Below are 25,959 nucleotides of genomic sequence, written 5' to 3'. Positions count from 1 at the left end.
GGGAATATCCCTAAGCGGGTGGCGGAGTTGGAGAAACAAGCGGGGCAGTTTGTGTTACCCGATAGGATGGAGCGAAGTTACCCCCGCTGCGTGAAGCCAAGACCACAGAAGTACAGCGTAAAAAAATCCAATAAAAACAATGCCAGTCAGTCTTAACTGACTGGCATTACTCGCTTGAGGTGGTTTTTTTATTGGGGGATCACCGGGGTCGGGTCGGCCAGGGGTGATCGAAGATACGGGCCCGCTCCCAGGGCGCATCGGGCTGGGCCGAGGTGAGCCCCTGATATTTGCCCACATCGTCCACGACCAGAGCAGAGAGGATGGGCAGCTGATGCTCGGTGCAGTGCATGCGGATCCGTTGCAGCAGGGTTCTTAGCTCGTCCTGACAGTTTTCAAGCCCGGCCAGTTTGGCCAGCTTGGAGTAGCGAATGGTGGTCCGCTCCCGGGCCAATTCGGTCAGAATGGCCCAAAGGGTGGCATCGCACACGCCATGCGCTTGAGTGGATTGACTGGTCATAGTTTTCTCCGATGCGACAGTTCGCGGGATCTCGGTCCGCATAGTGGGCGCCAGAGGGGTTGGCGGCCATGATCTGGCGCAAACAGGAGCCCATTATCCGGTGTATCTGGCGGTTATTGCTGGTCTGATCCGAGCTTGTCTTTATTTTATTCCGTTTATGTCACTGATGGCCAGTGCTTGCTCTGTGAAGTGACAGAGGAGGCCTCCTTTATGCTGCCGGCAGTATGAGCCTGGGGGCGTGCAGATAGGCCAGCTCTCCCTGGCGGGCGATGGTGCCGGGCTCCACCCGCAGGGGGAGACGAAAGCCAGGGCCATTGAGGGTCATGGTGTGGTACTCCCCCTGCTCACCACAGAGATCCAGTTTGCCTCTTGCTGCGAGTTGCTCCAGATCGAGCAGGGCCTGCGCATCGAGTCGGCGCCCTACCCAGTTAGCAGGGAGGTTGCGAGTATTCACGCAGGAGAAGAGGCACTCGATACGAAGCGAGAGGAGGCGCTCCAGCAGCGCCTTCCTGGGCCTCTCCCAGAGGGGAAGCAGAGGGCTGAGTCCAAGCGAGTGGCAGCGCTCGACGATCCAGTTGGGGGCGCCCACCGGCGCTATATCCCCTGTGATGACGCAGTCGATCCCCAGTCGTTCTCGCAGCTCTGCCAGGGTGCGCTCGTAGCTGGTGGCATAGGGGGCCGTGATGGTCATCCGATACAGCGGGAGTGCGAGGGCGTCGGCCTGGGCATGGATCAGTGGCAGTGGATGAGCCAGAAAATGGGGGGAAGGGGGAGTAAAGGTGACCAGAGCGGCGACAGCGACCCCTTGCAGACGCGCCTCTGTGAGGGCGAGCATGGAGTCCTTGCCACCGGTCCAGAGCATGATGGCACGGGACATGGGAAACGGCTCAAAAAGGCCATGATGCGCGGGGATAGCCCGGGTGTCGAGCACAAAGTAAAACGCCCCCGTGATGGGGGCGTTGAGCAGAGGCTGTGGCTTAGAGGAGTACGCTGGTCAGCAGGTAGCCGACGGTACTGGCCACACTCACCCCGATGAGACCCGGGATGATAAAGCTGTGGTTCAATATGTACTTGCCGATGCGGGTGGTGCCGGAGCGGTCGAAGCCGATACAGGCCAGATCGCTCGGGTAGGTCGGCAGGATGAAGTAGCCATAGCTGGCCGGCAGGAAGGCGATCAGCAGCTTGGGATCGACCCCCAGCGCCAGCCCCATGGGGGCGATGGCGGTCAGTGCCGCGGCCTGGCTGTTTACCAGCTTGGAGATGAGGAACAGCACCAGGGCGTAGGTCCAGGGCTGGGCCTGCACCACGTGGGCCAGGTTCTCCTTGAGCAGCGGCATATGGCTGTGGAAGAAGGTCTCGCTCATCCAGGCGACGCCGAAGACGGAGAAGATGGCAACCATGCCGGCCTTGAAGACGGGGCCGTTGGAGATCTCGGAGGCCTTGACCTTGCAGCTCATCAGGATCACGGCGCCGGCGATCAGCATCATCATCTGGATCACCAGGTTCATGGAGAGGGGGCCGGTCTTGCCACCCATCTCGAACACCGGGCGCAAGGAGGCATCGGCACCCAGCACGACCACGGCGGCAATGGCGGCAAAGAAGATCCAGGTGGAGCGATAGGCTTCTTTCGGGAACTTCTTGTCCAGCAGCGTCTCGCTGCCACCATAGATAAACTCGCGCTGATGGGGATCCTGCAGCTTGGCCTGGAACTCTTCATCTTTGTCGAGATCCTTGCCGCGACGCAGGCTCCACAGGGCGGCGGTCAGCACGCCACACAGGGAGGCCGGTACCGAGACCATCAGGATCTCGAGCAGGCTGTAGGCATGGCCGATACCGGCCTTGGCGCCCAGGATGGAGACCAGAGAGACCACGGCCACCGAGACCGGGGAGGCGCAGATGGCCATCTGGGAGGCGACCGAGGCGACCGCCATGGGGCGCTCGGGGCGAATGTTCTTCTGCAGCGCTATGTCGGCGATGATGGGGAACATGGTGTAGACCACGTGGCCGGTGCCGCACAGGAAGGTCAGCGTCCAGGTGGTGAGCGGCGCCAGTATGGTGATGTACTGGGGATGGCGGCGCAGCAGGCGCTCGGCGATCTGCATCATGAGATTGAGACCACCGGCGGTCTGCAGCGTTGCGGCGCAGCCGATCACGGCGAGGATGGTGAGCATGACCTGTACCGGTGGCTCACCCGGGGTGAGGCCGAACACGAAGCTCAGAATGAACAGGCCGATGCCGCTGATGAGACCTAGCCCCATTCCCCCAAATCGGGTACCGAGCAGCAAGCAGCCCAGCACCACGAGAAATTCCATCAGGATCATATCCTGTATCCTCCAGTTGCGTTGTGTAGGTGTTTTCCTGGTGGAAAAACACGCTCCCCTCGTCAATGTTATTATTAGCCCTTAAGGGTTAGTTTTCATTATCCCGGCAGCGCCACCAGGAAAAGTTGAGCCGCTTCAATAAGAACTTAAAAACCACAAAAAAGCGGCTAATAGGTATTTTGTTATTTGCCGGGCCCGGCGCATAAAAAAGCCGCCCAAGAGGGCGGCTCGTGAATCGGGTTCGATTAGAACTCGGCGGTGCGGGGGGTGCGCGGGAAGGGGATCACGTCGCGCACGTTGCCCATGCCGGTCACATAGACCACCAGGCGCTCGAAGCCCAGGCCGAAACCGGAGTGGGGCACGGTGCCGTAGCGACGCAGGTCGCGGTACCACCAGTAGTCTTCCTTGTTCAGGCCCATCTCGGCCAGGCGCTGATCCAGCACCTCGAGACGCTCCTCACGCTGGGAGCCACCGATAATCTCGCCGATCCCCGGGGCCAGCACGTCCATGGCGGCAACGGTTTTGCCGTCGTCGTTGAGGCGCATGTAGAAGGCCTTGATGTCCTTCGGGTAGTTTTTCACCACCACAGGTGCCTTGAAGTGCTCTTCGGCCAGGTAACGCTCATGCTCGGAGGAGAGATCGATACCCCAGGAGACCGGGAACTCGAAGCTCTTGCCACAGTTCTCCAGGATGGTGATGGCGTCGGTGTAGTCCACCTGGGCGAAGTCAGAGGCGACGAAACGCTCGAGACGGCCGATGGCATCCTTGTCCACGTGCTGGGTGAAGAACTCCAGATCGTCGCGGCGCTCACGCAGCACGGCGTTGAAGACATACTTCAGCATGGCTTCGGCCAGGGCGGCGTTATCGTTCAGATCGGCGAAGGCCACTTCCGGCTCGACCATCCAGAACTCCGCCAGGTGACGGCTGGTGTTGGAGTTTTCGGCGCGGAAGGTGGGCCCGAAGGTGTAGACCTTGGAGAGGGCGCAGGCATAGGTCTCGACGTTGAGCTGGCCGGACACGGTCAGGAAGGTCTCCTTGCCGAAGAAGTCCTTGTCGTAGTCGACCTTGCCTTCCGGGGTGCGCGGCAGGTTTTCCATGTCCAGGGTGGAGACACGGAACATCTCGCCGGCGCCTTCGGTATCGGAGGCGGTGATGAGCGGTGCCGCGATCCAGAGGTAGCCCTGTTCGTGGAAGAAGCGGTGAATGGCCTGGGAGAGGCAGTTACGCACCCGGGTCACGGCGCCGACGATGTTGGTACGAGCGCGCAGGTGACCCTGCTCGCGCAGGTACTCGATGCTGTGGCGTTTGGCGGACATGGGATAGGTGTCCGGGTCCTCGACCCAGCCGACCACCTTGACCTCGGAGGCCTGCAGCTCGAAGGCCTGGCCGCTGCCCTGGGACTCGACCACGGTGCCGGTCACTTCGACGGAGCAGGCGGTGGTCAGACGCAGCACTTCATTCTCGTAATTGGCCAGGGAATTGGGGACGACGGCCTGCACCGGATGGAAACAGGAGCCATCGGTAATGGCCAAAAACGAGATCCCCGCCTTGGAATCACGGCGGGTCCGGATCCACCCCTTGACGGTCAGGGTGGTGCCAACCGCATACTTGCCGGTCAGCACATCAACTACGGATGCGTGCGTCATTTGAAATATTGTCTCCAGCTTGTTCTTGCAACGCTTTATTGTGCAAAGTTCTGACGGGCTGGGCGCCGGGCGCCAGCCGAAGGCATAATCTTACCCGCGCCGGATTGATAAACAAGCAAAAATATGGGTATAGGCGCTACCCGGGAGTGGTATTGAAATGGAGAGGGATCGTCGTCGAGGACCGGATCTCTGGGTGCGTCTCACCCAGGGGCTGACTCTGATCTGTTGGGGCCTGCTGTTGGTGGCGCTGGCACTCTTTCATCTGGCCAGGCCGGAGATGGATGTGGGCTTCCTGCGCTACGGTGGCATCGAGATCCGGCGTGAATGGCTGCCCGAGCTGACCCTCTGGCTGCTCGGGGCCCTCTGGTTTAACTGCCTGCTGACCTTGACCACCCTGGTCATCGGATGGCGGCGTAACCGGCGGCTGGAAGATAGCCGCCAGACCCAGCTCTGGTTACTGATGATGGTGCTGTTGGGGGGACTCGGTGCCTATTACCTGGGTTGATGCCTGCTGCAGTGCCAACTGTTGCTCTACGCTGTCGAGCATCTGGTTATAGGCCACCGCGACCCGCCCAATCTCATCGGTATCCTCATAGTCGAGACGATGACCGAAGTCGTGGCGATCGGTCGCCTCCTCCATGGCTCGGGTGAGCTGGGCCAGGGGGTTGACGACCCAGGTGCGCAATACCCAGAGAGTGAGCAGCAGCCCCAGGCTGAAGATGGCGGTGAGGATCAGGGTCGAGCCGAGGATGCTGCGCTCTACCTGGGCAAACAGGGGATCGAGGGAGTAGTCGATGCGCACGGCACCGAGTACGGTGCCTTCCGGTACCTGATGGCAGGCGGTGCAGTCGGTGCCCCTGTACTCCTTGCTGGCGCGCAGGGGCAGGGTGGCCACCAGGCGGCTGTGGATCCCCTCCTGCACGACCTCCAACGTGGCTTGGCCCGCCAGGGCTTGCCGGTCAACGTCGTCGCGGGCCTGCTCCTGGGCTCGCCCCGCGCCAAACTGGATGTTGACTGCCTCTGCGCGAATGACTCTGGCCTCCTCCACGTGACTGTGCTTGAGGAATTTCTCTCTTAAGGTATCCCGCGCGCTCATCTTGCCGGTCAGCATCAAGAGATTGAGGCTGTCAAAATAGGCTTCGGTCTGCTCCTGACTCTGCTCCTTGACGAGATCGAGGATCAGACCCCGCTCGCGCACGGCCTGATAGGCGGCAGAGAAGACCAGCACCATGGAGAAGATGAAGAGCAGGAAGAAGTTGAGCTTGGCGGCAATAGAGAGGCGCATGACGATGGAGGGTTCGTTGGGTAAAACCGCTCCAGTCTACGCCTCTTCAGGGACCCGGTCTGGTGTGTTGCTCACAAAGTCGCAAGAAAATCGGGAGTCAAACGGTATAACCTCCCTCCTCAAGCACGGTGGCGATGGCGCCGGTCAACACCGACAGCTCCTGTGCCGTGATGACAAAGGGTGGCATCAGGTAGACCAGCTTGCCAAACGGGCGGATCCAGGCCCCAAGTTCGACGAAGCGGCGCTGGATAGCGGCCACATCGACCGGTCTGGTCAGCTCCACCACCCCGATGGCCCCGAGCACCCTCACATCGGCCACCGCCGCGTGGGTCTTGAGGGGCAGCAGCTCCTCCCGTAGTTGGGCCTCGATGCCCTTGACCCGCGCCTGCCAGGGAGAGTCCAGCAACAGCTCGATGGAGGCGCAGGCCACCGCGCAGGCGAGCGGGTTACCCATGAAGGTGGGCCCGTGCATAAAGACCCCCGCCTTGCCCTCGCAGACCGTCGTGGCGACCTGCTCTGTGGTGAGGGTCGCCGACAGGGTGAGGTAGCCCCCGGTGATGGCCTTGCCAAGGCACATGATGTCCGGGCGGATGCCGGCCCAGTCGCAGGCAAACAGCTGGCCGATGCGGCCAAAGCCGGTGGCGATCTCGTCGGCAATCAGCAGTACCCCGAATTCGTCGCACAGGGCGCGCACCCACTGCAGGTAGCGGGGGTGGTAGAAGCGCATGCCGCCGGCTCCTTGCACTATGGGCTCGAGCACGATGGCGGCGATTTCCTCATGGTGATCCGCCATCAGGGTCGCCAGCTCCACCACGCACTGCTCGTCCCACTCGTCGTGGAAGCGGCAGCTCGGTGCCTCGACGAAGTAGTGCTCGGGCAAGAAGCCCTTGTAGAGCTCGTGCATGCCACCGTCCGGATCGCACACGCTCATGGCGCCGAAGGTGTCCCCGTGATAGCCACGGCGCAGGGAGACAAACTTGGTTCTGGGCGTCCCCTTGGCGTGCCAGTACTGCTGGGCCATCTTGAGCGCCACCTCCACCGCGACCGAGCCCGAATCGGCGAGGAACACCCGATCCAGCCCCTTGGGGGCTATCTCCACCAGCTTCTGGCACAGACGAATGGCTGGCTGGTGGGTAATGCCGCCAAACATGACGTGGGACATGCGCCCGAGCTGCTCGGTGGCGGCGGCGTCGAGCTCGGGGACCCGGTAGCCGTGGATACAGGCCCACCAGGAGCTCATGCCATCCACCAGTTGGCGACCGTCGGCCAGGGTGAGGTGTACGCCGCTTGCTTCGGTCACTTCGTAGCAGGGGAGGGGGCGGGTGAGGGAGGTGTAGGGGTGCCAGATGTGGCGCAAATCAAATTCGCTCACAAAATAATCCGATGTCAATGTTGCTCAACTGGTTGGTGTTGACAGGATACCGGCAATCCCTACACTGGCCAACCATTAACGGCCCGAGAGCCCCACAACGAGAAGCACTCCATGAGCATCGAACCGCGCCACGACTGGACCTTGACCGAGGTCCAGGCCCTCTTCGCCCTCCCGTTCAACGATCTCCTGTTCCGCGCCCAGAGTGTGCACCGCGCTCACTTCGACCCCAACGAAGTGCAGGTGAGCACCCTGCTCTCCATCAAGACCGGTGCCTGTCCGGAAGATTGCAAGTACTGCCCCCAGAGCGCCCGCTACCAGACCGGCCTCGAGGCGGAGCGACTGATGGAGGTGGAGAAGGTGCTGGAGCGGGCCCGCGAGGCGCGAGAGAACGGCTCGTCGCGGTTTTGCATGGGCGCCGCCTGGCGTAACCCCAAGGAGCGCGACATGCCCTACCTCATCCAGATGATCGAGGGAGTGCGCGCCATGGGGATGGAGACCTGCATGACCCTCGGCATGCTCACCGCCGATCAGGCTGGCCGGCTCGCCGAGGCGGGGCTCGACTACTACAACCACAACCTCGACACCTCGCCCGAGTTCTACGGTGACATCATCACCACCCGCACCTACCAGGACCGGCTCGATACCCTGGAGCACGTGCGCGGCGCCGGCATGAAGGTGTGCAGTGGCGGCATCGTCGGCATGGGTGAGCAGCCAAGCGACCGGGCCGGCCTCTTGATGGCCCTGGCCAACCTGCCGCGCCACCCGGAGAGCGTGCCGATTAACATGTTGGTCAAGGTGAAGGGGACGCCGCTCGAAGACGAGGCGAACCTCGATCCGTTCGAGTTCGTGCGCACCATCGCCGTGGCGCGCATCATGATGCCGCGCTCCCACGTGCGCCTCTCCGCCGGCCGGGAAAAGATGAACGATCAGCTGCAGGCCCTCTGCTTTATGGCCGGCGCCAATTCGATTTTTTATGGTTGCAAGCTGCTCACCACCCCCAACCCGGACGAGAGCAGTGACATGCAGCTGTTCAAGCGCCTCGGCATCCGTCCCGCCCAGTGCGCCCAAAAACCCGACGCGGTGCAGGAAGAAGAGCTTAACGCCACCCTGGCGCGTCAGGCCGCCAGTGCGCCGGCGAGCGGCGATCTCTTCTACGACGCCACGGCCCGCCGATGAACGCCCCGTTTGATCTCGCCGGCGCCCTGGCCGCGCGGCGCGAGGCGGCCTTGCTGCGCACTCGCAGCGCGGTCTGCCTTGAGGGGGCACGGCTGCGCGTTGCGGGGCGAGACTACCTTCATTTTGCCGGCAACGACTACCTGGGGTTGGCCCGGGAGCCGGTGCTGGCCGAGGCATTTGCCGACGGGGTCGCCCGCTTTGGCGCCGGCAGCGGCGCCTCGCCCCTGGTCACCGGCTACCAGGAGGTGCACCTGCGTCTCGAGGAGACCCTGTGCGACTGGCTCGGGGTGGAGGCGGCGCTGCTCTTTAACTGCGGGTTTTCTGCCAATCAGGCGGTGCTCAAGGCGCTGCTTGGCAAGGAGCATCTGCTCTGGCAAGACCGGCTCAATCACGCCTCCTTGCAGGAGGCGGGCAGCCAGCTCCCCTGCACCATGCGGCGCTTTGCCCACAACGATATGGGGGCGCTGGCACGTCAACTCGAACCCGGCCGTGGCCTCATCGTCTCGGAAGGGGTGTTCAGCATGGACGGGGATCTCGGTGCCTGGCCGGCCTTGTGCGAGCTCGCCGCCGAAACGAACAACTGGTTGATGATCGACGACGCCCACGGCCTCGGCGTGCTGGGGCCCGAGGGGCGCGGTACCCTGGCATCGCTCGGCATGGCGCCGGGCCGGGTCCACATCCACATGGGGACCTTCGGCAAGGCGCTCGGGGTGGCCGGCGCCTTTGTGGCCGGCAGCCGCGAGCTGGTGGCGTACCTGGCCAACTTCGCCCGCACCTATGTCTACAGCACCCACATGCCGCCGGCCCAGGCCCACGCCATCACGGCCGCAATCGCCCAGGCGCGGGACGGGGAGGGGCGCCGCGAACGGCTGGCGCGCCTCATCGAGCGCTTTCGCTCGGGAGCCCAGGCCCAGGGGTGGCAACTGGGGCAGAGCCACACCCCGATCCAGCCGCTGCTGGTGGGGGAGAGCGAGGCGGCCCTGGGGCTTGCGGCGCGGCTGCGCGCGTGCGGCATCTGGGTCAGCGCCATTCGCCCGCCCACAGTGCCGGCCGGCACGGCGCGACTTCGTATCACCTTAAGCGCCGCCCATAACGAGGCGGACGTGGATGCCCTGCTGGCGGCGCTGAATGCCTGCCGGGAGGGGGCATGAGCGAGTTGCAGCCGTTTCAGCGGGTCGACAAGGCCCTGCTGGCCCGCCGCTTCGGGGCGGCGGCCCGCCATTATGATGCCCACGCCGCCTTCCAGCGGGAGGTGGGGGAGGCGCTGCTGGGCTGGCTGCCGGCGCGAAGGGATCGCCTGCTCGATTTGGGCTGTGGCACTGGCTACTTTCTGCCCGCATTGGCGGCGCGCAGCCGCACCCTCACGGCCCTCGATCTCTCCCCCGGCATGCTGGCCCGGGCCGGCGAACGCCACAGCGGTGCCCTGCTGGTGTGCGGCGATGCGGAGGCGTTGCCCCTGGGTGATGGTTCACAGGATCTCATCTTCTCCAGTCTGGCCCTGCAGTGGTGCGAGTATCCCGAGCAGGCCTTTGCCGAGGCGCGCCGGGTGCTGGCTCCGGGCGGTCGGCTCTGCTTCTCGACCCTGTTGTCGGGCTCACTGGCCGAGTTGAAGGCTTCCTACCAGGCCCTCGACGAGGCCCCGCACGTCAATCGCTTCCTGGAGCAAGAGGCGCTCGACGCCGCTATCTCGGCCGGTGGGCTTGCCATCGAGCGGCTCGAGGTGCGCCCCTGGTGCCTCTACTATCAGGGGGTCGAGGCGCTGCTGCGCGATATCAAGGGGATCGGCGCCAGCCAGGTCAACGACGCTCAGGGGGCTGCTGGTTTGGGTGGACGAGCCCGCCTGAGGCGACTGGCGCAGGCGTTTGAGACAAGGCGAGAGGCGCAGGGGTTGCCGCTCACCTATCAGGTGGCGCTCTGTGTGGCGACGCCCGTCATATAATCATCCTAATTCCGATCGGCGCGGGGTCGATCCAGAGCCAGGAGTCGTTATGGCCAAGACATTCTTTATCACAGGTACCGATACCGATGTGGGCAAGACCCAGGTGGCGTGCGCCCTGCTCAGGGAGCTGGCAGCCCTCGACTACAAGGCGGCAGGCTACAAGCCCATCTCGGCCGGTTGCGCCCGCACCCCGCAGGGACTGCGCAATCTCGACGCCCTGCTGCTGCAGGAGGCGGGCAATGTGGACCTGCCTTATGAGGCGATCAATCCCATCGCCTACGAGCCTCCCATCGCCCCCCATATCGCCGCCGAGGAGTGCCACAGCCCCATCTCGCTGGAGACGATCACGTCGGGTCTGCACCGGTTGCAGCAGAGCGAGGCCGATGTGGTGCTGGTCGAAGGCGCCGGTGGCTGGTATTTGCCCCTGGATCGCCAGCACCTCCTCTCGGACTGGGTGCGCGAGCAGAACCTGCCGGTCATTCTGGTGGTGGGGGCCAGGCTGGGTTGCCTCAACCATGCCCTGCTCACCTTCGAGGCCATTCGCCGCGAAGGGCTGCCTGTGGTGGGTTGGGTCATGAATCGCGTCACCCCCGAGATGAGCCACTACCGGCAGAATCTCGATACCCTGCGGGGTCTGTTGCCGGCCCCCTTCCTCGGCGAGATGCCCTGGCTACCCGAGCACAAACGACATGAAACTTCAGGGCTGCTCGATGTTTCCCCCTTGCTCTGATTGTTAACATTCAGCAATCATTCATTGGATTTTGCGATAGTGGCGCCATGAAGTGGTCATGGCGCCACTTTGATGAAATGGCGTAGCCCAATGAGGAGTCAAGAATGAAGCGCATCCTACTGTTCCTGGTCACCAACCTCGCCGTGATGCTGGTGCTGGGGGTGGTACTCAATATCCTGTTCAGCGTACTCGGCATCAACAAGTCCAGCATCAGTGGGCTCCTGGTATTCTGTGCCGTGTTCGGCTTCGGGGGATCTTTCATCTCCCTGTTTATGTCCAAGTGGATGGCCAAGCGCAGCTACGGCGTGCAGGTGATCGAACAACCCCGCAACGAGATGGAACACTGGCTGGTCAGCACCGTGGCTCGCCAGGCCCGTGAGGCCGGCATCCAGATGCCGGAAGTGGGGATCTACGACTCCCCCGAGATGAACGCCTTTGCCACCGGCGCGAGCCGTGATGCCTCCCTGGTCGCCGTCTCCTCGGGTCTGCTCTATACCATGAGTCGCGACGAGGCCGAGGCGGTGCTGGCCCATGAGGTGAGCCACGTAGCCAACGGCGACATGGTGACCCTGACCCTGATCCAGGGGGTGGTGAACACCTTCGTCATGTTCTTCGCCCGTATCGTGGCCGGCGTCATCAGCAACTTCTTTAGCAACAACAACGATGAAGAGAGCAGCAGCACCGGTGGCCTTGCCTATATGGCGACCGTGTTCGTGCTGGAGATGGTGTTTGGCATCCTCGCCTCCATCATCGTCATGTGGTTCAGCCGTCAGCGTGAGTTTCGTGCCGACGCCGGTGCCGCCAAGCTGGCCGGTCGTGACAAGATGATCGCCGCCCTGCAGCGTCTGGCCCGGGGTCCCGAGTCCCAGATGGAGGGCACCATGATGGCCTTTGGTATCAACGGCAAGCGCTCCATGAGCGAGCTCTTCTTGAGCCACCCGCCCATCGAGCAGCGGATTCAGGCTCTGCGCGGCTGATTGCCGGCGAGCGCCAGAGAATGAAAAGGGCCGATTGTTCGGCCCTTCTTTTTTGACTCTGTTATCTCAATCTGAAGTGGGTCATCTCCGTCTCCAGCTCACGGGACAGGCGCTGCAGCCGCTCGGCCTCCTGGGCCGAGTTTCTGGCCGCATCCCGCGACTGCTCTGAGAGGGAGGTGATGGTGCCCACCGTCGACGCCACCTCATTGGCTGCCACCGACTGCTCGCGCAGGGTGTGGCTAATCTCACCCATCAGTCCCGTCAGATTGGCCGCATTGCTCTTGATACTGGTGATGGCCTCACCGGTCTGGTTGGCAAGGGAAACCCCGCGAGAGACGTTATTGACCGCCGCCTCCATGTTGCGGATCGAGCTGTCTGTCCCTCCCTGAATCTTCTGAATCATGCCGGTGATCTGCTGGGTCGAGGCGGCCGAGCGGCTGGCGAGATTGCGCACCTCGTCGGCCACGACCGCAAAGCCGCGTCCCTGATCACCGGCCCGCGCCGCTTCGATGGCCGCATTAAGGGCGAGCAGATTGGTCTGCTCGGCGATGCCGCGGATCACCTCGATGATCTCCGAGATCTGTTGGGTATGGGTGTTGAGTTCGGCGATGCTGGTGGCCGCGTCGGTCACTGTGCTGGAGATGCTCTCTATGCTGTCTAGGGTCTGGTTGATAACGGCAGAGCCCTGATCCAGTGCCGTTGCCGCATCCTTGCTGAGCTGATCGGCGTTGCTGGCATTATCCGAGAGATGGGTAATGCTCACCACCAACTGCTCAATGGCGGCCGCCATGGTCTGGGTACTGCCCTGCTGGGAGGCCGCATAATGGGAGGTCTGCTCTGCCGTCATGGCGATATTGTCGGCCGACTGCATCAGGGATTGGGCCGAGTGGGAGACCTTGCCGATGATGTCGCGCAGGGTCTTTTGCATCTCGGCGAGCATGCCAATCAGGCTATAGCGAGCATTGGCGGGCACCTCTATGGCGCGGGAGAAGTCGCCACGGGCCATGTGCTCCAGCTCCCGGCGTAGCACCTGAACCGGGCTACCCACCAGCTCTAGCAGGGAGCGATAGGTGCGCCAGAGGAAGAACATCAGGGCCACACCCAGCAGGATGAAGAGGTAGCCGATGAGCCGGGACAGGCTGGCCACCCCCTCTACCGCCTCCTGGGTGCGGTTGTCGAGCAGCACATAGAACTGATCGATGGGCTCCATGATCTTGGCCTTGTTCTGGTGATAGGCCTTGTCATGCATCATGGCGATGGCCTGTTGCTGATTGGCCACGGGGTCCCCATCGCTCTGCTGCACCAGCTTGAAGGCGGCCACCTCGGTGTTGACCAGTCCGTCGGAGTTGTTCTTGGCCTCGGTCAGCTTGGCCAGCTCCTGGCTGGTAAAGCCCGCATCCTTCATCAGATCGATGAGCCCGCGTCGCTCACCGCTGTCGGGCCGGGGAGGCTGACCGGTGGCGGCGACGAAATCCCAATAGATCCGGTGATAGTCCTGGGGCCTGGCGGCCTCACCGTTACGGATGGCCAGGATGCGCATGTACTGCTGCTCATAGGCGGGATCCTTGGTGATGACGTAGGTTCTGGCCAGTCGGGTCAGATCGTCTGAGGACTGGCGCAGCTCATCGGCCAACTGATAGGAGTGGTATCGTTGCTCACTGGCCTCCTGGATCCGGGCACTGGACCAGATGTAGGCGATAAAGGTGAGCGCTAACAACAACAGCAGGACAACCGAGATCAGCAGGTTGACCTGAAAGGTGGATTTTGTCTGTTCCATGACGAGCGTTCCAACTACGTGTGCATTCCTGCCACGGGAGCAGGGGGGAGTCGGTCACCCTGATGCCGTGCCGACACCATTAGGTATAGCGCTCAAGTGGGAACGATCGCAAATCTGGAGTTAGGGCTGTGCCACGATATCGCTCAGAGGGACGGCGCAGCAGGCGAGGATCTCGCCCCGGGCCCGGGCCGCTTCATCCAGCGCCGGCGCTGCCGGATGCTCTACCTCCCCCTCCAGCAGGGTGCAGCGGCAACTGCCGCACAGACCCGCACGGCATGACCAGGGGATCTCAATCCCCTGTTTGCCGGCCTGATCGAGCAAGGAGCCCTGGTTATTGCCGAGAAACACCCGCTCGCCGACACGAATGCGCACGCTCTTGTGGGGCCGAGCCACCGCCAGCACGGTTCCCCCAAAGGATTCGTGGTGCAACCGCTCGGCCGGTACCCCAAGCTCGCCGAGCCAGCCCATCGCCAGCTGCATAAAGCCGTTGGGGCCGCACAGGTAGACATCCCGCTCGCTCAGGTGGGGGATGGCGGCCAGGTGGTCACGGGTGAGATGTCCTTTTAACCCCTGCCAGTGGGGGTCGGGCTGGCTTAGCAGCAGGGTGAGGTGCAGGCCGGCCTGACGCAGGGCGAGCAACTCTTCGCGGGCCGGAATATCCGCCTCGCTGCGGCACTGATGAAGGAAGTGAACGTCCCCAAGCTCTCCCCGATCCGCGAGGAAGCGGGCCATGGAGAGCATGGGGGTGACTCCTGAGCCGGCCGAAAGCAGCAGCAGTTTGCGCCGTCCCCCCAGCTGGAACTGACCCTCGGGGGCGTGGGCGAGCAGGGGCTGCCCTACCTGCAGCTCCTTGTGCAGCCAGGGGGAGGCGTGCCCCTCCTCGATGCGCTTGACGCTGATGGCGAGGCGCTCCGGACGAGAGGGGCTGGAGCTCAGGGTGTAGCGACGCAGGATGCGTTGGCCTTCAATGTCCAGGGCAATGGGCAGGTGCTGGCCCGGCAGGTAATCGGGCAGGGGCAGAGCGTCGTCGGCCTCCAGCCAGAAGGTCTCGAGATCCCGGGCCAGGGATTCACGCGCCACACAGCGCAGGCGGCGGCGAGCCGGTGCCGCGTTCGGGTAGTGGGCAGGGCGCCGATACTCGAGCACCTCTATGGGGGCGCCCACCTCGATCACTCCCTCGTTGAGAGGAATGAGGTTCTGGCCGAAGTAGACCTCCCCATCTTCCCCCTTACGGTAACGGGAGAGGGTCGCCAGCGGCTCCTTGAGCCCGTTGAAGCGTTCACTGCCCGGCTCGACCGTGGTCATGATGCAGCGGCTGCAGGGTTTGGCCAGCGCAAATTCCACCTCACCGATGCGGATGCGCTCCCAGCCATCTTCGGCAAACGGGAGCGTGCCGCTGACCACCAGATTGGTGCGGAACTGACTCATGGTGTGCAAGGCGTCGGAGCGCAGGTTGAGATCCTCGAGCGAAGCCTGCGAGATAAGCAGCAGGGGGTAGCCATCGGCAAAGCTGACCCGGGTGCCGATTTTCTCCCGGTAGCGATTGGAGGTAACCCCCAGCCACAGCAATCGGGCCGGCTCGCCCAGCACCCGACTCAACCAGGCATCGGCGCCGGCCGTGGTGGTGAGTGCGGTGAAGTCGTCGCTCCAAACTCGGGTGGCAAAGGGGATGCGGTCAAACTCGGCTTCGTGCACACAGAGCGGCGGCTCCTGTCCATATTCGAGTCGCAGACCCCCCTCGCAGAGGTGGGCCCGGATGAGTTGCAGCCTGGGATGGGTCCTGGCCGTGATAAAGCTGCCGTCGGGGCGCACCACCATGTAGCGGCGATCACCCGCCAGTCCCTCTGCGGTGACCCGGGCCTGGTTCGGGGAGAGGGGGGCGCAGGACTTGACGGGATAGAGGTGGAGGGCGCTGAGGGTGAACATGGTGGATTCCCTTGTATGGATCAGTCCCCGAGCATACCGGCTTCTCGGTCCCGACTCCATCGGCGGTCTATGTTTGTAGAGGTGAAAAGGGAGGTGGCCATGAGAGCGATATTGCTGTTTTTACTGCTGCTAAGCGGGGTCTGTCATGGCGAAACCTCGCTGGTGCTCACTACCGGCGAGTATCCACCTTACTGCTCGGAACGCCTCAAGCATCAAGGGTTAATTCCCCATATCATCACCAGCGCGTTCGCCAGGGTGGGAGTGACCGTTCGTTTCGACTTTTATCCCTGGAAGCGGGCCTATCGTCTCTCCGAGGAGGGGGTGGTCGATGGCACCGCCCACTGGTATGAGTCGGCCGAGCGGCGCGAGACCCACCTCTACAGCGATCCCATCCTGGCCGAGACGTATGTCTGGTTCTACCTCAAGTCGGCTCCCCTCGAGTGGCAGGAGTTTCGGGATCTCGCCCCTCGCGCCCTGGTGGCCATCAGTGGTTACACCTATAACGAGGCCTTTTACAAGGCGATCGAGTCGGTACCCCTCAACGTTCAGTTTGTGACCCGGCTGCGTCAGAGCTTCGATCTCATCCTCTCGGGGCGAGCCGACCTCACTTTGGAGAATCTGGATGTGGGTTTTTACTCCCTGCGCCAGTTCTATCCGGCGAGCACAGTGGATCTCTTTACCACTCACAGCAAGCCGGTGATGAGGGTCGAGGGGCATCTGCTCATCAGCCGCAAGCGGCCCGATGCCGCCGAGCTTATCGCCCGTTTCAACCTGGGTCTAAAGGCCCTGCGTGAGAGCGGTGAGCTGGACAAAATGGTGCTGGACTCCCGCTCCGGTCGTTATGCGATGGACAAGCCTTGAACAAATCGGCCTTTTTTTGATCTGGGTGGCCATCCTCGACAAACGTTTGTTACACACTGTACCGAGTTTCCGGTTTTTAACGCTTTTGCTTTTCCCCGCCTGCCACCGGCCGCCACGGCAAACCGGTTTTCAAGGGCTCAGGGCGGTCGGTTCACCCACAAGCAGAAAGCAATGTTATGAGCAGACAACTGGATATGACATCGCCGCCGGATCTCTCCCGCAAGACGGGGACGGGTCCGGTGCGCAGTCGGGTGCCTGTCTGGCGCCCGGCCCTGCCCCCCTGCAATCACGCCTGTCCGGCCGGAGAGAACATCCAGGCCTGGTTGTCGCTTGCCCAGGCCGGCCACTTCGAGGCGGCCTGGCAGCGGCTTGTCGAAGAGAACCCCTTTCCCGCCATCCATGGCCGGGTCTGTTATCACCCCTGCGAGAGCGGCTGTAACCGCGCCGCCGTCGACGAGGCTGTCTCCATCCACGCCATCGAGCGTTTCCTCGGGGATGAGGCGCTGCGCCTGGGGTGGCGCCCGGCACCCCTCTCTTGCACCGGCGGCAAGCGGGTGCTTGTCGTCGGTGCAGGTCCCTCTGGCCTCTCCTGCGCCTGGCACCTCAATCGCCTCGGCCACCGGGTGGAGATCCGCGAGGCGGGTCCCCTGGCCGGCGGCATGCTGCGCTTTGGTATTCCCGCCTATCGCCTGCCCCGGGAGGTGCTCGATGGTGAGGTGGCCCGTCTGGTGGAGGCCGGCGTGACGCTGACCCTCAACCACAAGGTGGAGGATGTGCTGCGCGAGCGTGACGAGGGGGGCTTCGATGCGGTCTTTATGGCTATCGGTGCCCATCTGGCCAAGCGGGTCGATATCCCGGCCCGGGAGGCGGGTCGGATCCTCGATGCGGTGAGCTTCCTCGAGCAGGCAAGCCTTTGCGTCGAGCAAGGTCTGCCACCGCCCAAGCTGGGTCGACGGGTTGCCATCTACGGAGGGGGCAACACGGCGATGGATGCGGCGCGCACCGCCCGTCGCCTCGGGGCCGAGGAGGCGATGATCATCTATCGGCGCGATCGGGATCATATGCCGGCCCACGCCTTCGAGGCCGATGAGGCCGAGGAGGAGGGGATCAAGATCAACTGGTTGCGCTCCATTCGCCACATGGACGAGAGCCGTATCGAGGTGGAAGAGATGACCCTGAACGGGGATGGCAGACCTGTCCCCACCGGCCGCATCGAGACCCTGGAGGCGGATTCCCTCATTCTGGCCCTCGGCCAGGAGGTAGACCTGACCGTGCTCGAGACCATACCGGGTGTTCGGGTCAACCAGGAGGGGGTGGTGCAGGTGGGCGAGAACCTGATGACCGATGTGCCCGGATTGTTCGCAGGGGGAGACATGGTTCCCTCACAGCGCACCGTCACCATCGCCACCGGCCATGGCAAGAAGGCGGCGCGCCACATGGATGCCTGGCTGCGCGGGGAGCATTACCAAAAACCGCCCTCGCACCCCCTCATCGGCCACGAGGGGCTGCACCTGTGGTTCCAGACCCGGGCGCCGGCCAGCGATCAGCCCGTGATGGCGGCTGCGGCACGCCAGGACTTTAGGGAGATAGTGGGAGGGCTTTCGGAAGGCGAGGCCCGTTATGAGGCGAGCCGATGCTACTCGTGTGGCAACTGCTTCGAGTGCGATGGCTGTTACGGCAGTTGCCCCGAGCAGGCGATCGAGAAGCTGGGGGCCGGCCTCGGTTACCGGGTCGATCCGGCCCGCTGCACCGGTTGCAGCGCCTGTCACGATCAGTGCCCGTGCAATGCCATCGAGATGGAGGAGGCCAGATGAGCGACCAGATGATCATGGTGGACGGCAACGAAGCCGCCGCACGGATTGCGTACCAGCTAAGCGAGATCTGCGCCATCTATCCCATCACCCCCAGCTCCACCATGGCGGAGCTGGCGGATGCCTGGGCCGACGAGGGGCAGACCAACCTGTGGGGCAATGTACCGACCGTGGTGGAGATGCAGAGCGAGGGGGGGGCCGCCGGCTCGGTGCATGGCGCCCTGCAGGGGGGGGCGCTCGCCACCACCTTCACCGCCAGCCAGGGGCTGATGCTGATGCTGCCCAACATGTACAAGATAGCGGGTGAGCTCACCCCGGCGGTGTTCCATGTGGCGGCCCGCGCACTGGCGGCGCAGGGGCTTTCCATCTTCGGTGACCATCAGGATGTGATGGCGGCGCGTACCACCGGCTTTGCCATGCTGGCCTCGGCCAGCGTACAGGAGGCCCAGGATCTCGCCCTGGTCGCCCACGTGGCGACTCTCCAGTGCCGGGTCCCCTTCATTCACTTCTTCGACGGTTTTCGCACCTCCCACGAGGTGAACAAGATAGCGGCCATCGATAAGGCGACCATTCGGGCCATGATCGATGACGACTGGATCCGCAGCCACAGGGCGCGCTCCCTCAACCCGGACAGGCCGGTGATGCGCGGCACGGCGCAAAACCCCGACACCTATTTCCAGGGGCGAGAGAGCGTCAATCCCTTCTACGAGGCGGTACCGGCCCGGGTGCAGCAAGCGATGGACGAGCTCGCCCGCCACACCGGTCGACCCTACCGGCTGGTGGAGTATCGGGGGGCGCCGGATGCCAGCGAGGTGGTGATCCTGATGGGCTCGGGGGTGGCGGCTGCCCGCGTCGCCAGCGACTGGCTCAACGCCCGGGGGGGCAAGACGGGGGTGCTGCAGGTGCGTCTCTATCGGCCCTTCCCGAGCGCCGCCCTCATCGCGGCCCTGCCCGGGACAGTGCGGCGCATCGCCGTGCTCGATCGCACCAAGGAGGCGGGGGCCGGCGGCGAGCCGCTGCTGCTCGATGTGCAGAGCGCGCTCATCGATGCCCTGCAGCGGGGACTCATCGGGGCGCTGCCCTGGCTCTCGGGGGGGCGTTATGGCCTCTCCTCCAAGGAGTTCACCCCGGCCATGGGGGTGGCCATCTTCAACGAACTGCGCGAGCCCGCCCCGCGCCCGCGCTTTACCGTGGGCATCCTCGATGATGTGACCGGCCTGAGTCTAACGGTGCCGACCCTGCCCAATCTGGAGCCGGCCAACCGGGTGCAGGCGCTCTTCTATGGCCTCGGGGCCGACGGCACGGTCGGGGCCAACAAGAACAGCATCAAGATCATCGGGGAGGGGGGCGAGCTGCACGCCCAGGGCTATTTTGTCTACGACTCCAAGAAGTCGGGATCGCGCACCGTCTCCCACCTGCGCTTTGGCCCCGATCCCATCGACGCCCCCTGGCTTGTCGAGGCGGCCAGTTTTATCGCCTGCCATCAGTGGTCTTTCGTCGAGAGCGTCGATCTGCTCGAGCACGCGGCCCCCGGTGCCACCCTGCTGCTCAACGCCCCCTGGCCCAAGGAGCAGCTCTGGCAGCAACTGCCGGCGCGTCTGCGCGCCCGGATCCGCAACAAGGGCATTGCCCTGTGGGCCATCGATGCGGATCGGGTCAGCGAGCAGACCGGCATGGGCAAGCGTATCAACACCATCATGCAGACCTGCTTCTTCGCCCTCGCCGGCGTGCTCCCCAGGGAGGAGGCCATTGCGCTGATCAAGAAGAGCATCGCCAAGAGTTATGGCAAGAAGGGGGAGGCGGTGGTCGAGCGCAACTTCGCGGCGGTCGATGGGACCCTGGCCGAGCTCTATCCCATCCCCTGGCCCGAACAGGGGGAGGAGAGGGAGTCCCCCTATCCCCTGCCCATCGCCTTGCCACACGGGGTGACGTCGGAGGTGCATACCTTCCTCGAGCGGGTGACAGGACCCATGCTGGCGGGCCAGGGAGATCGCATTCCCGTCTCACTGCTGCCCTGTGATGGCACTTACCCCACCGCCACCAGCCGGGTGGAGAAGCGGGCCATCGCCCGGGAGATCCCCATCTGGCGCTCCGATCTCTGCATCCAGTGCGGCAACTGCTCCTTCGTCTGCCCCCATGCGGCCCTGCGTGCCAAGTTCTATCACGCCAGGTGGCTGGCCGATGCACCCGATGCGGTTCGCTCGGCACCGGTGACGGCGCGGGGGTTCCCCGACAGCCGCTACACCCTGCAGGTCTATCCGGAGGATTGCACCGGCTGTGGCCTCTGTGTCCAGGCGTGTCCGGTGCGCACCGAGGGGGGCGAGCGGGCCATCGTGATGGAGGAGATGCGCGCGCACCTCGAGGCCGAGAAGGAGGGGCTCGCCTGGTTTGAATCGCTCCCCTGGCCGGCGCGGGACAAGGTGGATTTCTCCACCGTGCGCGGGGTGCAGTTCCTCGAGCCCCTGTTCGAGTTCTCCGGCGCCTGTGCCGGTTGCGGCGAGACCCCCTACCTGCGTCTGCTTACCCAGCTCTTTGGCGATCGTATGCTGGTGGCCAACGCGACCGGCTGCTCCTCCATCTATGGGGGCAACCTGCCGACCACCCCCTGGAGCCAGAACGGCGAGGGGAAGGGGCCGGCCTGGTCCAACTCCCTGTTCGAGGACAACGCCGAGTTCGGGTTCGGATTGCGTCTGAGTGCCGATCAGCACAGGAGTCAGGCCGAAGTGGCGCTGCAGGCCATGGCCCCGGCGCTGGGCGAGGCGGCGGTGGCCGCCATTCTCGACGCGCCCCAGCGCCTGGAGTCGGAGATCCGTGACCAGCGCCAGCGCATTGCCCGGGTGCGGGAGCGGCTTGGGCCGCATCCCGACGAGGCCGGGTTGACCCTGTTGTCGCTGCTCGACCAGCTGGTGCGCCGCTCGGTCTGGATAGTGGGGGGGGATGGCTGGGCCTATGACATCGGCTCGGCCGGGCTCGACCATGTGCTGGCCTCCGGGCGCGACGTCAACGTACTGGTGATGGACACCGAGGTCTACTCCAACACCGGCGGACAGATGTCCAAGTCCACGCCGCTGGGGGCGGTCGCCAAGTTTGCCGCGGGTGGCAAGACGCTCGCCAAGAAGGACGTGGCCCTGCAGGCGATTGCCTATGGCAACGTCTATGTGGCGCGCATCGCCTTCGGGGCTCATCCCCAGCAGGCGCTGCAGGCCCTGAGGGAGGCAGAGGCCTATCCCGGGCCGTCACTCATCATCGCCTACAGCCACTGTATCGCTCACGGCATCGACATGGAGCAGGGATTGACCCAGCAGAAACGGGCTGTCGATTCGGGCCACTGGCCCCTGATGCGCTACAACCCTGTGCTGCGTGAGGCGGGCCACAATCCCTTCAGCCTCGACAGCCTGCGCCCTGGCATTCCCTTGCAGACCTATCGGGAGCAGGAGACCCGCTACCGGGTGCTGGCCCAGAGTCACCCAGAGGAGGCCGAGCGGATGATGGCCATTGCCCAGCAGGTGGCGTTGCAGAAGTGGTCCATCTACGAGGAGATGGCGACCCGGGAGGCCGAACGGTTCCATCCCGTGTTGTGATCGTCGGGGCCGGGTAAAGGGGCCGTCAGGCCCCTTCTTCATAGGCAGGTGGTAATCAGGGAGGCCACAGAAAACAACGACCCGGGCCATGCCCGGGTCGTTTTGGTCGATGTGTCACTGTTGTGACTGGTCTCGCGCTTTGTAATCTTGCAGGATCTCGTAGAGATCTTCTTTGAGTTTCAGCTTTTTCTTCTTCAGTTCACGAACCTGATCGTCGTTTGCGTACTCTTTTTCCAGTTGCTTGATCTCGTCATCCAGCTGATTGTGCAGATCAAATTTCCTCTGAAAGTGGGCATCGGTGGTTTTCAGCCGGGAGATAAGGTCACGGTACTCTGGAAACATGTCGCCTCCTTTCCTGGTGGGTATGAGTCCAAACTAGCCTATCTCCCTCCCCGGTAACGTGACCCATATCACTTTAATCACAATTCATCTGCTGGGGCGAAATAGCGTCCTTATCGAGCAGGTGGCCGAAGTAGATACTCACCTGAAGTCCCCCTTCGGGGCGATTGTGAACGCTGATGTCGGCGTCGTGCAGGTGAGCGATACGGCGCACTATGGCCAGCCCCAGACCGACCCCGTTTCCCGCCTGGGGATTGACCCGAAAGAAGCGTTCGCTCAGGCGTGGCAGCAGTGACGCCGGGACGCCGGGGCCGTTGTCTGCGATGTGTACGACTCCCCGGTTACCCTCCCGCTCTACCCTCACCTCTATGGTGCCGCCACAGGGGGTGTAGCGCAGGGCATTGTCGATGAGGTTGGCAAACAGGATCTCCAGCAGGGTCTCTTGCCCCTCAAGGGTGATAGGGTCGGCGACCTCGAGAGAGAGCTGCAGATCTTTTTGCAAGGCGAGGGGGGCGAGATTGGCAATGGCCTCGCGCACGCACTCGTCGAGGCGCATGGGACTGGCCTCTATCTGCTGGCGGTTGTCGAGACGAGCCTGGGTGAGCAGCTGGCGCAGCAGGCGATCGCAGCGGTCCAGCGCCGTCACCATCTTGCCGAGGGAGTGGCGGCGGCTCTGCTCGTCGCCGGCGGCCAGGGCGTTCTCGCTATAGAGACGCAGCACGGCCAGCGGTGTACGCAGCTCGTGGGCGGCCTCGTCGGTGAATTGTCGCTCCCGGGCCAGGGTCTCCTGCAGGGTGTGCATCAGGCGGTTGAGCTCCCCCATCAGCAGGGCCACCTCCTTGGGGGGGGAGGGGATGTTGAGAGGGGTCAGGTTGGCCGGGTGGCGCTCTCCTATCTCCCGTGTCAGCTCGGTGAGCGGCATCAGGCCACGGGTCATCAGCCACCACAACAATACCAGCAGCAGGGGCAGGGTGATGATGAGGGGCAGCATGGAGACGGTGGCTATCTTGCCAGCCAGTTCGCCGCGCTCGTCATCCCGTTCGGCGACCATGAGCCAGGTGCCCAGATGGGCATTATGCAGGGTGAAGGTGCGCCAGATGTGTGGCCCGTCCCTGTGCTGGCCAAAACCGGGCTCCAGGGCGCCGAGCGGGCGTTCGGGGGCGCTCGGTGAGCGCAGCATCATCTCCCCGTCGTCGGCGATGAGTTGAAACGAGAGGTTGCGTTCGAACTCGTGCCCATAGGGGGTCAGCTCGTCATCGTCCCCTCCCCAGCCGTGATCGCCCGAAGGGGAGGCGTGGGGCTGCTCCCACTCCTCATAGATGGCGCCCTGGGCGCGCTGATCGGGCAACTGGGCCAGATAGCGCAGCAGCAGCTTCTCGGTGATGCGGGCCGACTGGGCCAGCCGGGCATCGAACAGCTCCTCCATCTCGTGGCTGGCCGAGAGGTAGCCGATCAGCGCACTGACGGTGAGGCTGGCACTGACCAGCAGGAGGACGGCGCTGAGCAGAAAACGGCGCAGAGAGTGGCGGGTCTGGTTCAAGGGAGTGACTCCAGGCGTGGCACTATGTAGCCGACCCCGCGCAGGGTGCGGATCAGGTCGGGGAAGAGCTTCTTGCGCAGGTGGTGGATATGCACCTCCACCGCATTGCTCTCGGCCCCCTCATCCCAGCCGTAGAGGCGCTGATGTAGCTGATCCCGGCTCAGTACCCGGCCGGCCTGGGTCATCAGCTCATAGAGCAGTCGATACTCATGGGGGGTGAGGCGCACCGGCTCTCCCCGGTAGATCACCTGCTGGGCGTCCGGATAGAGCACCAGGTCCCCGTACTCCAGCATGGGCTGGGCCTGTCCCTGGCTGCGCCGCAGCAGGGCGCGCAGGCGTGCCTCCAGCTCGGGCAGGGCGAAGGGTTTGGTGAGGTAATCATCGGCCCCTGCGTCGAGTCCCTGTACCCTGTCGTCCAGGGCATCGCGGGCGGTGAGGATGAGCACCGGCAGGGCGTGTCCCTCCCGGCGCAGGCGACGCAGCAGGTTGATGCCGTCGATATCGGGCAGATTGAGATCGAGGATGAGGGCGGCAAACTCCTCGCACTGCAGCGTGGTGAGGGCGGGAAGCCCGGTGGTGAGCCAGTCCACCGTATGGCCGGCTCCCTTGAGGGCATCTTGCATGCCATCCCCCAGCATTACATCGTCTTCCACCAACAGGATGCGCATTCTCACTCCCCTCTTTACGACTCGCAGGGCCTCAGTATGCCCCGCCCCGGGGAGTGGCTCCAGTGGGTGGGGCTCGGGTGGTCAGAGTTTGGCCAGTTTGGCCTTGATCTCGCCGCGCCGCCCCTCGTCGGCCACCTCCCTCCCCGGTCTGGCCGGAGCGGCCAGGGCTTTTTCCAGGTACTGCCTGGCCTCGGCCTTCTTTCCCTTCTCGAGCAGGAAGTCGCCGTAGAAGTAGTTGGGGTCTATCCCGTCAGGATTGATGGCGAGGGCCTGCTTGAGCAACTCCCCGGCCTTGTCGTCGTCGCCGAAGCCGAGGGGCCAGCCAGGCACCTGATAGTAGAGGGAGCCCAGGCTGGTGTAGGCCGACCCGTCGAGGGCCCTGGCGTCCTGCTTGAGGGCAATTTCGAGGCGGGCCTTGGCCTCCTTGACCAGGGGCAGGGCCCCCAGCCCTCCCTTGGCGCCGGCCCAGGTACTCTTGACGATGGCCGACCAGATCAGCAGGTCGGTGCGAAAGGCCTCCTTGCCACTGGCGGCATCGGCGCGCTGACTCAAGGTCTCGAAGCACGACTCCTTCTGTTGCTCCGGAGTCTGATACTGGCAGACGGCCCAGGCGGACTGGATCTCGGCGAGGGGGTCGGCGGCGAGGGCCGGGGTGGCCGCCAGGGCGGCGAGAAGAAGCATCTTCATGGTCAACCTTCCTTGTGCAAGAGGTGATGAGCAAAGCGGGAGATGGTGGCGTGCTGCTTGGCCAGCGCCTTGTCCACCAGACCCGGCAGCAGGGCGTTGAGGCGAACAAACAGCTTCTCGGGCCAGCCGACCCAGGTGCGCAGGCGCTCCTGCTCCAGACTCTCGATGGCGAGTCTGGCGACCTCCTGGGGCGTGTCGGTCCGGGTACCCAGGGCCGCATTCATGGCATAGACCTCCGGGGTGTTGAGGTGAGTGCGGGTGGCGCGCGGCGCAAAGTGGATAACCCGGATGCCGCTTCCCTCCAGCTCTCGTGCCAGGGCCTCGGAGAAGCCGCGCAGGGCAAACTTGCTGGCGCAATAGGCGCTGTAGCCCGGGTAACCGATGGCGCCGAAGCTGGAGCCAATGTTCATCACTATGCCGGGGCGGCGCAGCCTTGGCAGCAGCAGTCGGGTCAGCAGTATGGGGGCCAGGGTGTTGAGCTCGAGCTGGGCCCTTATCTGCTCCTCGCTCTGATCCTCCAGCCAGGCGAAGTGGTTGGTGCCGGCGTTGTTGATGAGGATGTCGATGCCACCGGCGAGCAGGGGCTCGTGGGCCAGCTGCCTGAGCCCCTGTGCCAGATCGGCGCAGAGCCACTGGTGGCATTCCGGGTGGGGCAGGCGCTCCTGAAGATCGCGAAGGGGGGCTTCACGGCGACCGTGCAACAGCAGGTGGGCGCCGCGCTCGGCCAGTTGTTGCGCCAGGGCCTCGCCGATGCCACCGCTGGCGCCGGTGAGCAGAATGCGTTTGCCATCGAGGTTCATGCTCTT

21 protein-coding genes and 2 pseudogenes are annotated in these 25,959 nt (G+C 64.0%); 10 read left to right on the top strand and 13 right to left on the bottom strand.

All coding sequences use genetic code 11. The features are described from left to right. Window positions 1-156: pseudogene (locus AB5Y48_RS06835) on the top strand (IS4 family transposase); the annotation flags it as partial. Window positions 157-199: 43 nt separating this feature from the next. On the opposite strand, the gene AB5Y48_RS06830 reads toward AB5Y48_RS06835, so the two are convergent. From AB5Y48_RS06830 to asnS, 4 genes are all read right to left on the bottom strand, one after another. Continuing rightward, window positions 200-517, bottom strand: a complete 318-nt coding sequence (locus AB5Y48_RS06830) for a hypothetical protein (protein ID WP_050665070.1) — start codon at window positions 515-517, stop codon at window positions 200-202. A 208-nt stretch (window positions 518-725) separates the two neighbouring features. Then, window positions 726-1,394: a hypothetical protein gene (locus AB5Y48_RS06825; RefSeq protein WP_368164057.1), complete on the bottom strand. Its 669-nt coding sequence runs from the start codon at window positions 1,392-1,394 to the stop codon at window positions 726-728. Window positions 1,395-1,494: 100 nt separating this feature from the next. After that, a complete protein-coding gene (locus tag AB5Y48_RS06820; protein ID WP_050665071.1) occupies window positions 1,495-2,838 on the bottom strand; it encodes an anaerobic C4-dicarboxylate transporter in 1,344 nt (447 codons plus the stop codon). Window positions 2,839-3,083: 245 nt separating this feature from the next. Beyond that, window positions 3,084-4,484 (bottom strand): asparagine--tRNA ligase, encoded by a 1,401-nt coding sequence (asnS, locus tag AB5Y48_RS06815; protein WP_050665072.1) that lies wholly within the window; start codon window positions 4,482-4,484, stop codon window positions 3,084-3,086. Between the two features lie 157 nt (window positions 4,485-4,641). Between asnS and AB5Y48_RS06810 the strand changes: the two genes are divergently transcribed. Continuing rightward, window positions 4,642-4,989, top strand: a complete 348-nt coding sequence (locus tag AB5Y48_RS06810; RefSeq protein ID WP_050665073.1) for a hypothetical protein — start codon at window positions 4,642-4,644, stop codon at window positions 4,987-4,989. Here AB5Y48_RS06810 and AB5Y48_RS06805 read toward each other — a convergent pair. Next, window positions 4,939-5,769: a HAMP domain-containing protein gene (locus tag AB5Y48_RS06805; RefSeq protein WP_224162675.1), complete on the bottom strand. Its 831-nt coding sequence runs from the start codon at window positions 5,767-5,769 to the stop codon at window positions 4,939-4,941. The two genes, AB5Y48_RS06810 and AB5Y48_RS06805, sit on opposite strands and share 51 nt — an antisense overlap. A gap of 97 nt (window positions 5,770-5,866) precedes the next feature. After that, complete coding sequence (bioA, locus tag AB5Y48_RS06800) at window positions 5,867-7,159, bottom strand: adenosylmethionine--8-amino-7-oxononanoate transaminase (RefSeq protein ID WP_368164056.1); 1,293 nt, start codon at window positions 7,157-7,159, stop codon at window positions 5,867-5,869. Window positions 7,160-7,252: 93 nt separating this feature from the next. Here bioA and bioB point away from each other — a divergent pair, with 93 nt between their 5' ends. The 5 genes from bioB to htpX all read left to right on the top strand — a co-directional run bounded on the left by bioB (window position 7,253) and on the right by htpX (window position 11,963). Beyond that, complete coding sequence (bioB, locus tag AB5Y48_RS06795) at window positions 7,253-8,317, top strand: biotin synthase BioB (protein ID WP_136613097.1); 1,065 nt, start codon at window positions 7,253-7,255, stop codon at window positions 8,315-8,317. Continuing rightward, complete coding sequence (locus AB5Y48_RS06790; protein ID WP_368164055.1) at window positions 8,314-9,468, top strand: aminotransferase class I/II-fold pyridoxal phosphate-dependent enzyme; 1,155 nt, start codon at window positions 8,314-8,316, stop codon at window positions 9,466-9,468. The genes bioB and AB5Y48_RS06790 overlap by 4 nt, the downstream gene beginning before the upstream one ends. Further along, complete coding sequence (gene bioC, locus AB5Y48_RS06785) at window positions 9,465-10,256, top strand: malonyl-ACP O-methyltransferase BioC (RefSeq protein WP_050665078.1); 792 nt, start codon at window positions 9,465-9,467, stop codon at window positions 10,254-10,256. The genes AB5Y48_RS06790 and bioC overlap by 4 nt, the downstream gene beginning before the upstream one ends. Before the next feature lie 49 nt (window positions 10,257-10,305). Then, window positions 10,306-10,986, top strand: a complete 681-nt coding sequence (gene bioD, locus AB5Y48_RS06780; RefSeq protein WP_224162678.1) for a dethiobiotin synthase — start codon at window positions 10,306-10,308, stop codon at window positions 10,984-10,986. A 104-nt stretch (window positions 10,987-11,090) separates the two neighbouring features. Then, complete coding sequence (htpX, locus tag AB5Y48_RS06775; RefSeq protein WP_050665080.1) at window positions 11,091-11,963, top strand: protease HtpX; 873 nt, start codon at window positions 11,091-11,093, stop codon at window positions 11,961-11,963. A 61-nt stretch (window positions 11,964-12,024) separates the two neighbouring features. Here the strand turns inward: htpX and AB5Y48_RS06770 are convergent, their stop codons facing one another. Together AB5Y48_RS06770 and AB5Y48_RS06765 are read right to left on the bottom strand one after the other, a co-directional pair. Continuing rightward, complete coding sequence (locus AB5Y48_RS06770) at window positions 12,025-13,740, bottom strand: methyl-accepting chemotaxis protein (RefSeq protein ID WP_050665081.1); 1,716 nt, start codon at window positions 13,738-13,740, stop codon at window positions 12,025-12,027. 120 nt (window positions 13,741-13,860) lie between these two features. After that, window positions 13,861-15,666, bottom strand: coding sequence for an MOSC N-terminal beta barrel domain-containing protein (locus tag AB5Y48_RS06765; protein WP_368164054.1), 1,806 nt, complete (start codon window positions 15,664-15,666; stop codon window positions 13,861-13,863). A 99-nt stretch (window positions 15,667-15,765) separates the two neighbouring features. Between AB5Y48_RS06765 and AB5Y48_RS06760 the strand changes: the two genes are divergently transcribed. The 3 genes and pseudogenes from AB5Y48_RS06760 (at window position 15,766) to nifJ (ending at window position 21,919) form a co-directional block, all read left to right on the top strand. After that, a complete protein-coding gene (locus AB5Y48_RS06760; protein ID WP_368164053.1) occupies window positions 15,766-16,527 on the top strand; it encodes a substrate-binding periplasmic protein in 762 nt (253 codons plus the stop codon). Window positions 16,528-16,700: 173 nt separating this feature from the next. Next, window positions 16,701-18,341 (top strand): annotated as a pseudogene (locus AB5Y48_RS06755) (NAD(P)-binding protein); the annotation flags it as partial. Next, complete coding sequence (nifJ, locus tag AB5Y48_RS06750; protein WP_368164052.1) at window positions 18,338-21,919, top strand: pyruvate:ferredoxin (flavodoxin) oxidoreductase; 3,582 nt, start codon at window positions 18,338-18,340, stop codon at window positions 21,917-21,919. The pseudogene AB5Y48_RS06755 and the gene nifJ, both read left to right, overlap by 4 nt. 114 nt (window positions 21,920-22,033) lie before the next feature. Here nifJ and AB5Y48_RS06745 read toward each other — a convergent pair whose 3' ends face one another. The 5 genes from AB5Y48_RS06745 to AB5Y48_RS06725 form a co-directional block, all read right to left on the bottom strand. Next, a complete protein-coding gene (locus AB5Y48_RS06745) occupies window positions 22,034-22,261 on the bottom strand; it encodes a YdcH family protein (RefSeq protein ID WP_050665085.1) in 228 nt (75 codons plus the stop codon). A gap of 73 nt (window positions 22,262-22,334) precedes the next feature. After that, window positions 22,335-23,798: an ATP-binding protein gene (locus AB5Y48_RS06740; RefSeq protein ID WP_224162683.1), complete on the bottom strand. Its 1,464-nt coding sequence runs from the start codon at window positions 23,796-23,798 to the stop codon at window positions 22,335-22,337. Next, window positions 23,795-24,466, bottom strand: a complete 672-nt coding sequence (locus AB5Y48_RS06735) for a response regulator (protein WP_050665087.1) — start codon at window positions 24,464-24,466, stop codon at window positions 23,795-23,797. Before AB5Y48_RS06735 ends, AB5Y48_RS06740 begins: the two co-directional genes overlap by 4 nt. Window positions 24,467-24,547: 81 nt before the next feature. After that, on the bottom strand, window positions 24,548-25,153 hold the full coding sequence (locus AB5Y48_RS06730; protein ID WP_224162685.1) for a tetratricopeptide repeat protein: 606 nt from the start codon (window positions 25,151-25,153) through the stop codon (window positions 24,548-24,550). A 2-nt stretch (window positions 25,154-25,155) separates the two neighbouring features. Then, window positions 25,156-25,953: an SDR family oxidoreductase gene (locus AB5Y48_RS06725; protein ID WP_136613107.1), complete on the bottom strand. Its 798-nt coding sequence runs from the start codon at window positions 25,951-25,953 to the stop codon at window positions 25,156-25,158. Window positions 25,954-25,959: the final 6 nt, after the last annotated feature.

Origin of the sequence: Aeromonas sp. R6-2, from assembly GCF_040908155.1 — a bacterium.
Taxonomy (GTDB): Bacteria; Pseudomonadota; Gammaproteobacteria; order Enterobacterales; family Aeromonadaceae; genus Aeromonas; species Aeromonas schubertii.
The sequence above is the reverse complement of the archived record's forward strand: the minus strand, read 5'-3'. Positions and strand labels throughout refer to the sequence as shown.